The 8,937-nt window shown below is 50.7% G+C and carries 7 protein-coding genes; 3 read left to right on the top strand and 4 right to left on the bottom strand.

Annotated features, from left to right (window positions below):
- Positions 1–52 precede the first annotated feature (52 nt).
- The gene (locus tag U9P07_11045) at positions 53–622 is read right to left on the bottom strand and encodes a YSC84-related protein (GenBank protein ID MEA2109943.1); all 570 of its coding nucleotides are present in this window, start codon (positions 620–622) and stop codon (positions 53–55) included.
- Between the two features lie 193 nt (positions 623–815).
- Here U9P07_11045 and htpX point away from each other — a divergent pair, with 193 nt between their 5' ends.
- The 3 genes from htpX to rpe all read left to right on the top strand — a co-directional run bounded on the left by htpX (position 816) and on the right by rpe (position 3,914).
- On the top strand, positions 816–1,658 hold the full coding sequence (htpX, locus tag U9P07_11040; GenBank protein MEA2109942.1) for a zinc metalloprotease HtpX: 843 nt from the start codon (positions 816–818) through the stop codon (positions 1,656–1,658).
- Between the two features lie 118 nt (positions 1,659–1,776).
- Entirely contained in the window at positions 1,777–3,204 is a 1,428-nt protein-coding gene (gene rsmB, locus U9P07_11035) for a 16S rRNA (cytosine(967)-C(5))-methyltransferase RsmB (protein MEA2109941.1), read from the top strand.
- Between the two features lie 29 nt (positions 3,205–3,233).
- Positions 3,234–3,914 carry a ribulose-phosphate 3-epimerase gene (gene rpe / locus U9P07_11030; protein ID MEA2109940.1) on the top strand — a complete coding sequence of 227 codons (681 nt, stop codon included), beginning with the start codon at positions 3,234–3,236 and terminating at the stop codon, positions 3,912–3,914.
- A gap of 9 nt (positions 3,915–3,923) precedes the next feature.
- Here the strand turns inward: rpe and rpoD are convergent, their stop codons facing one another.
- The 3 genes from rpoD to U9P07_11015 all read right to left on the bottom strand — a co-directional run bounded on the left by rpoD (position 3,924) and on the right by U9P07_11015 (position 8,713).
- On the bottom strand, positions 3,924–5,840 hold the full coding sequence (rpoD, locus tag U9P07_11025) for an RNA polymerase sigma factor RpoD (protein MEA2109939.1): 1,917 nt from the start codon (positions 5,838–5,840) through the stop codon (positions 3,924–3,926).
- Positions 5,841–5,851: 11 nt separating this feature from the next.
- The gene (gene dnaG, locus U9P07_11020; protein ID MEA2109938.1) at positions 5,852–7,633 is read right to left on the bottom strand and encodes a DNA primase; all 1,782 of its coding nucleotides are present in this window, start codon (positions 7,631–7,633) and stop codon (positions 5,852–5,854) included.
- A 219-nt stretch (positions 7,634–7,852) separates the two neighbouring features.
- On the bottom strand, positions 7,853–8,713 hold the full coding sequence (locus tag U9P07_11015) for a Rossmann-like and DUF2520 domain-containing protein (protein ID MEA2109937.1): 861 nt from the start codon (positions 8,711–8,713) through the stop codon (positions 7,853–7,855).
- Positions 8,714–8,937: the final 224 nt, after the last annotated feature.

Genomic DNA, 8,937 nt, shown 5'->3' with positions numbered 1-8,937 from the left:
CAAGAATACATCCACCAGGCAAGCCGCCTATCATCCTGAAATAAAAATTACCTCAACGAACAATGGGGCTGAACTTGGAACCTTCAAGGGTCAGGTTGAACATCAGCCCTTTATTACCGAAAACGAAACCGACAATAGGGTCCTTTATATCTATAGTATTGACATCACCACCGGTTCCCCATTTCACCAAAGCAACGGAACCATCCAATCCCACTTTCCATCCTTTTGTCTGGCGGAAATCAGCCAGTGCCTTATTCTGGAGAAAAACCAGCACCACTGATTTTGACTGAGCACCCAGTTGCAAACCAATGGACCCGGCTGCGGTACTGTAATAACCAACCGTTTTACCACCAACACGCAAAGCCCCCTCGCCATATTCCCCACCGATAAAAAAACCGGCTTTAACAACACTGGGGAATACCAGAACGCCTTTGGCTTTCTGCAGAAATTCAGCCCCTCCAGGAACCAACAACTTGAACCGCTTCAGGGTTGCATCGACATTAATATTAATTTCCTCGGCCGAGGCGGCAAATGAATGCTGAGGAAGGCAAAAAGTAACGATCAAGAAAAAGAGGATAAAAAATCCGCGAACCACTTTACCAGAAGATCGCATATATTTCATTATCTATACTCCTAATACGAGACAAAATTTTAATTACGTATAATGTATGAAAGTATAGACTAAATAGCAAGAAAAAACTCTTTCAGCTAAGCTGAAATAACATCCTGTAAAGATAAAATTACCTTGACATTTACTATCATAATCCCTACCTTTCATGAGTCTAAGAAATCTGTTTTTACTGGAGGTTATTAAGATGAATCAAGCCAAGACCGTCACCCTAATGGTGGGATTAACCGTACTGTTCGTTCTGGTCGGCAGGATGCTGGGCGGCAATCAGGGAATGGTTTTCGCCTTTATCCTGGTGTCGGCAATGAATTTCGGCTCTTACTGGTTCAGTGACAAAATAGTCTTACGCATGTATAAAGCTCAGGAAGTATCGGAAGGCAGCCATCCGGAACTTTTCTCCATAGTCAGGACCCTGGCCCAGCGAGCTGAGCTGCCAATGCCGAAAGTCTATATCATTCCCCAAGACACCCCTAATGCTTTTGCCACCGGCAGAAACCCCGAGCATGCGGCGGTCGCAGTCACCAGTGGCATCCTTCAGCTGCTCACTCATGATGAGCTGATGGGAGTACTGGGCCATGAACTGAGCCACGTCAAACACCGGGATATTCTCATCGGCAGTATCGCCGCGACCATCGCCGGCGCCATCTCCATGATTGCCAGCCTGGCCCGCTGGGGCGCTATTTTCGGCGGCTTCGGCGGCGATGATGACAATGGCGGCAATTTTATCTTTGTCATGATTTTCACCATGATTGCCTCGTTGGCGGCCATGTTAATCCAGATGGCCATTTCCCGCTCCCGGGAATATCTTGCCGATGAAGGCGGTGCCCGGATCAGCGGCAACCCCCATTTTCTGGCTTCAGCCCTGGCTAAACTCGATGACTATAGTAAGCGCCTGCCGATGAAAAAGGCCAAGCCGGCTACGGCACACATGTTTATCGTCAACCCATTAACCAGTGGCAAAATGAGCAAGCTGTTTTCCACCCATCCGGCCACCGAAGACAGAATCAGGCGCCTGGAAAATATGGTCTGAATCAGCACATGCTAGCAGGATGCAAGGACCTAACCGGACACCACTAGGTTTAAATAATTTAATGATTTTAACCAGTTGAAAACCATATTCTCCCAAAGCTCAGGCAACAAAAAAGGGGCTGAAAATCACCAGGCAGACCGGCAGAAAAGATTCCCCCCGGACCGCCGGCAGCACTTCTCCCAGGCGGCATGCCTGGAAGGCTCTGCTGGCCATCGACAACCAGTCAACCGGAATTGACCACAGTCTGGAACAATGCTTTAACCGCCATGGGAAGAATCTTGACAACCACAGCCGGGCCCTGATTACCAACCTGGTCTCCGGCACCATCAAGTGGCAGCGACGTTTGGACTGGATCATTGACCGGCTGTCCAAGCGCAAAAAAGGGCCGGACCCGAAAACCAGAAATATTCTGCGGCTGGCCCTCTACCAGCTGATTTTTCTCAGCGGCTCCCCCCCTTATGCCGTGGTTTCTGAAACCGTTAAACTAGCCAAGCGTGAAATCCCGGGACGTGAAGGATTCATCAATGGGATGCTGCGAACCTACCTGCGAACAGAGCCAACATCCCTGTTCCCCAATCCCGAAACAGAGCCGATTATATTTATGGGAGTCCGCCATTCACTGCCTGAATGGCTGATCTCCAGCTGGCTGACTGATTACGGTCCCTTGTTGACCGAAAAGCTGTGCCGGCAGGCTAATGAGTTTTCCGGCACCACCTTCCGGATAAACAGCCTGCAAACCAACCGCGATGATTTTCTCGAACTGCTGGCCAGTCAGGAAAATACTGCGGACGCCATAACCACCAGCGGAAACATTACCCGAACATTGTACGCGCCGGAAGGCTTTACCGCCAGGCAGGCAGGAGGGCTGCTTTCCTCCCGTCATTTTCAGCAGGGAACCATTACGGTTCAGGATGAAGGCGCCCAACTTATCAGCTATCTGCTTCATCCCACTGCCGGCCAAATTATCCTTGATGCCTGTGCGGCACCCGGCGGAAAAGCCTGGCATCTGGCGGAAATAAGCGGCGACCAGGGCACCATTATCGCCGCTGATATCAGCGAAAAAAGAACCCGGCTGGTGGCTGATGCCGGCAAACGGCTGCAGCTTAACTCAGTAAAACCCTTAGTTGCCGATCTGCGCCGTCCCCTCCCCCCGGAAACGCCACAGTCCTTTGACGGCATTCTGGTGGACGCACCTTGTTCCGGACTTGGCGTCCTGCGCCGGCGAGCGGATCTACGCTGGCGTAAACAGCCGGAAGATCTGGAACAACTGGCCACAATTCAATTGCAAATCCTGAAAAATTGTTCTACATACCTGAAAAAGGGAGGCCGCCTGGTCTACGCCACCTGTACCACCAGCAAAAAGGAAAACCAGGGGGTTATAGAACGATTTCTGGGGGAACAACCGGATTTTTCCCTGCTTTCACCGGCGCAACTGACCCCTTCATGGATCAGGCCATGGTTCTCCAAGGAAGGTTATCTTCAGACTTTCTTTTTTGAACCGGGAGGACTGGACGGTTTCTTTGCCGCCGTTTTACAGCGCCGGTAGAAAACAACAAACAGGATAGAGGTAAAAAAATGACCGACAGACAACTAGAAGTGGATGGCAGCGTCCGGATGATTGCTCCTTCCATTTTGTCCGCCGATTTCGGCCGGCTGGCGGAAGAAATAAGGGCGGTGGATAAAGCCGGCGCTGATCTCATTCATGTTGACGTCATGGACGGGCATTTCGTTCCCAACCTGACCATCGGCCCCGGGGTAGTGAAGGCTCTGCGCCCCCACACCAAACTGCTGCTTGATGTTCACCTGATGATTGACAACCCTGAGTGTTTTATCGATGCCTTTGCCGAAGCCGGCAGCGATATCATCACCGTTCATGCGGAAGCCAGCGTCCATCTGCACCGGCTGATCCAACAAATTAAAGAACATGAACTGAAAGCCGGCGTTTCCATCAATCCGGCCACCCCGGTCTCGGTCCTGGAAAATATTCTGGATGATATTGACCTGGTACTGGTGATGACGGTCAATCCCGGTTTCGGTGGCCAACAACTGATCCCGGGAGCATTAAACAAGGTAGCTGCCCTGCGAAACCTGATCGACCGCCGCCGGTTGCCGGTCCTGCTTGAAGTGGACGGCGGGGTCAATCTTGACACCATAGAGGCGGCGGATAAAGCCGGAGCCAATATTTTTGTTGCCGGATCAGCGGTATTCAGCACCGACAACTACGCCGATATTATCAACCGATTAAAAAACAAATAAACGCCATCCCTACCACTCAAGAAATCCTTTGAGTTTACGGCTCCGGCTTGGATGGCGCAGTTTACGCAAGGCTTTAGCCTCAATCTGACGAATCCTCTCCCGGGTCACATCAAAATCCTGTCCCACTTCCTCCAGAGTATGATCACAGCGTTCATCAATCCCGAAACGCAGTCGTAGAACCTTTTCTTCCCTGGGAGTCAGGCTCGAAAGTACCTGGGTTGTCCGATCTGATAAAGCTGACTTCACCACCGAGTCAAGGGGATTGATTGCTTTTTTGTCTTCAATGAAGTCACCAAGATGGCTGTCTTCTTCCTCGCCAATGGGGGTCTCCAGAGAAATGGGTTCTTTGGCTATTTTTAAAACTTTCTTGACCTTATCCAGAGGGATATCCATCCTTGCGGAAATTTCCTCGGGAGTCGGTTCCCGCCCCAGCTCCTGCAACAGGTAGCGGGAAGTACGAATCAGTTTATTAATGGTTTCAATCATATGCACCGGAATGCGGATGGTACGGGCCTGGTCGGCAATGGCCCGGGTAATAGCCTGACGGATCCACCAGGTGGCATAGGTACTGAATTTATATCCCCGCTGGTATTCAAACTTGTCAACCGCCTTCATCAAGCCAATGTTCCCTTCCTGAATCAGGTCCAGAAACTGCAGCCCGCGATTGGTATACTTTTTGGCGATACTGACCACCAACCTGAGGTTCGCCCGGATCAATTCATTTTTCGCCCATTCGGCCTTGCGCTCACCAGCGCAAAGCTGGATGTTAATCTGCTTCAGATCAGCCAGGCTGAAACTGGTATCACGGCGCAATTGGCGAACCTTGACGGACAGGTTTTCAACCCGGAAAAACAAATCATCAAAGTTATCCGCCGAAAGGGAATATTGACGCAAGAAAGTCTTCTTTTCCCCCTTATCCTTCAAGCAACACTTACAACGCCGTTCAAGAGCAAAAAACCGCATACCATAGGTGGATTCCAGACGGGTGACCATTTTCCCAAGACTCTGGCCCAAACGGATAAAATCCTTTAATTTGGCAACAATATCGTCAATATGACGCTGCTTCAGGTTAATGGCCTGAAAAAGGTCAAACATCTCATGTTCCTGCGCCCTGACTCTGGCTCTGGCAGCCTTCCGTTGAAGCACGGTTTTCACTGTTTCATCAGGATGTTTTAAACGATTTCTGATAGCCCGGTTATCTTCATATAATGCAACCAGCTGTTCAATATAGCCGACAATTTTCTGGCGCAAACTTTCATCATCACCAGAGGGATCACCATCATCCTCGCTGAAAGCCACTTCATTCCCTTGACCATCATCCCCCTCTGAATCTTCATCCCTATCTTCATTGCTGGCAACAACAATCAAATCCTCTTCGATCTCTTCCTCAATATCCTTGGAAACATCCTTAACCCGGAAAACTCCAGCAACCAGCATCTCTCCAAGAAGCTGCAACTCCCTGATGGTAAGATGAGATTTGAGAATGGTTCTGATAACTTCATGCTCTCCTTCATCTATCTTTTTGGCAATTTCAACCTCACCCTCCCTGGTAAGCAGGGAAACCGAACCCATCTCCCATAGATACATGCGTACCGGATCATGTTGACGATCACCGGCCGCCGGGGCCGCCGGTTTTTTCACTTCCACCTCATGAACCGAAGATTCTTCATCTTCGGCATCAATCAACCGGGAATGCTTCTGAGCATCAATGACCTCGATGTCCAAGTCGGAAAACAGCATGATAATTTCATCAATTTTTTCCGGAGAAATCGCTTCAGCCGGCAGCACATTATTGATCTCGGCATAGGAAAGAAAACCTTTCTCCTTCCCTATTTTAAGCAGGTTATTCAACCCTTTAACATCGACAACCGCCAATTTCTCTTTATCGCTCCGGGTCAACTTTGCATTACTTTTATTTTCGCTCATGCATACCCTCATCACTTCTTGTATTGATTGACAATATCCATCTTACGACGCAGTAAATCCGCCATCGCTGCGGCATCCTGGCAGTCCATGATCATGGAATCAATTTCCTGCTCCTGCCGACGTAAATGACGGATTTTCAACTTTTTCAGACAATCCGCAAGGGCCTGTTCCGCATCCCGTTCCTCCTTGGGCAGGTTCATCAGCACCAGGCGGGAATACAGGGTCAACAACTCATCTCGCTGTAAATGGGAAGCCAAAATTCCGGTCAAATCAACAGTGGAATTTCCACCAAGTTTCAGCTGCTCCACAAAGATCGGTGATATGGGCTGTTCAAAACAGGCTTTCCGCGGATCAAAGGTTTGCAGCAACCGGGAGTAACGGCTCAAAATTCCCAGCACCATGTCCTCAGGATCAACACTCAATGTTTGGACATTGGCTGCCGGAGGATCTTTAGCCTCATCTTTCTTCCGGGAACGCCCCTTATGCCGTACCCGGCCAAAGACTTCCAGCACCACTTCTTCGGCCAGATGCAGCCGATCAGCCACCGTCCGCAAGGCCATACCCGCCATTCCCGATTCAGGAACCACCGCCACCAGACTGACAATTTCCTCTAAAACCGCCAGCCGTTCCGTATAACCGCGGCCCCGGGCTTTTTTTTCCTGCTCCGCCAGGTAATAGTCAAAAAGATCTACCTGATTCTGAAGTTTCTCTTGCAACTCCTGTACCGGAAACTGCCGAGCCAGCTGGTCAGGGTCCTTAATCCCTTCGGGCAGCAGCACCAGCGCCGGGAAAACACCGGCCCCGAGAAAAATCGGCAGAGACCGAAAAGCTGCCGCCAGTCCGGCCTGGTCATTATCAAAAAAAACCGCCACCCGATCACCGTAGCGCTTTACTAACTTCAGGTGATCTTCTGAAAGAGCCGTCCCCAGAGTAGCCACTACATTATCGATTCCCCGGGCATAGAGCGAGAGGGCATCCATATACCCTTCTACCATGAAGACCTCATTCTGCTCACCAATCGCCCGTTTGGCATGATAGAGATCATACAACAAACGACGTTTCTGGAACAGCGGCGACTCCGATGAATTAAGATATTTTGGCTCCGCCCCCGACAGAGTCCGGCCACCAAAACCGACTACCTTACCGGTCACATCACGGATGGGAAAGAGCAACCGGTCCCTGAACCGGTCATAGATCTTACCATTGTCCTTTTTAACAATTAAGCCTGCTTGGACGGCAATGTCAAGGTCGCCCGGCTTTTTTATTGCTTTAACCAGGTTATCCCAACCATCAGGAGCATATCCTAATTCAAACTGTTCGGCCACCGTCGTCGAAATGCCGCGTTCATCAAGATACTTCCCAACCATACCACCGAGGTGACGCTGGAGCTGGCGCCGGAAAAACTCATGGGCCCGTTCCAGGACCACCCCAAGCTGCTTTTTCAGCGATTGACGCTCGGCAGCATCGCCAGCTTCCTGACCCCGCCGCTCATAAGGTACAACATCAAGACCGCAGCGGAGAGCCAGCCGCAGAATAGCTTCCGGATAGGTCAGGTTTTCAATCTTACGGATAAAGGAAATGGCATCCCCGCCAACCCCGCAGCCGAAACAATGATAAATTCCCTTCCCCCGGTGCACCATGAAAGAAGGGGTCTTTTCCCCGTGAAAGGGACAAAGACCCTTGAAATTCGCCCCGCTTTTTACCAGGGAGACATAATCTCCCACCACTTCAACCACATCCACCTGCTCACGCACTTCAACAACAAATTCAGGAGGAAAATAATATGAGGTCATAAAATAGAGGGGGAAATAGGAAAAGGCTGTAAAGTTTTACCCTTACAGCCGGATTGGATTATGTTTGAAATTTACAGACATTGAGCAGAATTAGATAACCAGTTTCAACTGATTTGTCAAGCACTTTTTCAATGAATTCTTATTGCCGTCCGATAATTTTATTTTTTCAGTTTTTAATCAAGGTTGATTCCGGCGCTTTTAGCGCTCGATTGCCTGGTTTTACTCCAATACCGGAAAGTCAGCCAGGCTTACCCCACTTTTTCGGGCGGCCAGTTCCACGTTCAGGCGGGCCAAAGATTTATACATCTCCACCTGAGTCGGCATTTTCTGTTCCAAGACCTGCAGATGGCCGGCAATGGTCTGATGGTCACCGCGGACAATGGGACCGGTAAGAGCATCTACCGGGCCTTTCAACGCCAGATTCTCAAGGCTGCCGCGGATAAGCGGCAGGAGCATTTCCCGGGCATCTTCCTCTCCGACGCCTATTTGTTCAAGCATGGAGATGGCCAGGAATTCCAGGGCCATAAAGAAGTTGGACGCCACTACCGCCGCCGCGTGGTAAAGGGGTTTATCGACGGCGGCAATCCGCAACCGCCGCCCTTCCAACGCCGCCACCAGCCGGCCAGCCAGCGGATAGGCGGATTCATCCCCTTCAAAACAGAAATAGGAGCCCGGCAACACCCGCAGGCCGGCAGCCGGATCGGCAATACTTTGCAGGGGGTGTAAAGAAAAAACCCCGGCGCCTTGTTCAGTCGCCGGCTGCAGGACCTCCGAAGTAAGGGAACCACTCACATGGGCCACCAGTTGATCATTACTGATGGCTCCAGCCGCGGCCAACTGCTCACAGAGCGGACCGATGTAGCGATCCTGGACAGTCAGAAAAACCACCGTTGCCGCCCGGGCCGCCTGCACGGCATCGGTAGTCAGCAAGGTAGACACATCCAGCTGTCCGGCAACCGCTTCTGCTTTCCCCCGTTCCCGGTCACAGATGGCGGCCACGGGAAAACCGGCCCGGGACAGCAAAACCGCCAGGGCGCCACCTACCCGCCCCAGACCGATGAATGCCAAAGTTTCCATCATGAAAAATCTTTCCGCTCCGCTGATAGCTGATAGCTGATAGCTGATAGCTGATAGCTGAATGTAACCACTTGACGGTGAGATTGTCAAACACAAAAAAAGGGAGTACCAAAATGGTACTCCCCTTGCAGTAAAGTTATCTTTACGGAAACAACCTAGAAACGCATGGTCATCCCGCCATTGACATACAGAACATCACCATCCTTATCGTACAGATAGGGATCATC

Source organism: Pseudomonadota bacterium, assembly GCA_034660915.1.
Lineage (GTDB): Bacteria > Desulfobacterota > Anaeroferrophillalia > Anaeroferrophillales > Anaeroferrophillaceae > DQWO01.
The sequence above is the reverse complement of the archived record's forward strand: the minus strand, read 5'-3'. Positions and strand labels throughout refer to the sequence as shown.

Bases quoted from the DNA above. Each gene is read 5' to 3' on its own strand.
- rpoD (MEA2109939.1), bottom strand. From the start codon at position 5,840: ATGAGCGAAAATAAAAGTAATGCAAAGTTGACCCGGAGCGATAAAGAG.
- U9P07_11015 (MEA2109937.1), bottom strand. From the start codon at position 8,713: ATGATGGAAACTTTGGCATTCATCGGTCTGGGGCGGGTAGGTGGCGCC.
- rpe (MEA2109940.1), top strand. From the start codon at position 3,234: ATGACCGACAGACAACTAGAAGTGGATGGCAGCGTCCGGATGATTGCT.
- htpX (MEA2109942.1), top strand. From the start codon at position 816: ATGAATCAAGCCAAGACCGTCACCCTAATGGTGGGATTAACCGTACTG.
- dnaG (MEA2109938.1), bottom strand. From the start codon at position 7,633: ATGACCTCATATTATTTTCCTCCTGAATTTGTTGTTGAAGTGCGTGAG.
- U9P07_11045 (MEA2109943.1), bottom strand. From the start codon at position 622: ATGAAATATATGCGATCTTCTGGTAAAGTGGTTCGCGGATTTTTTATC.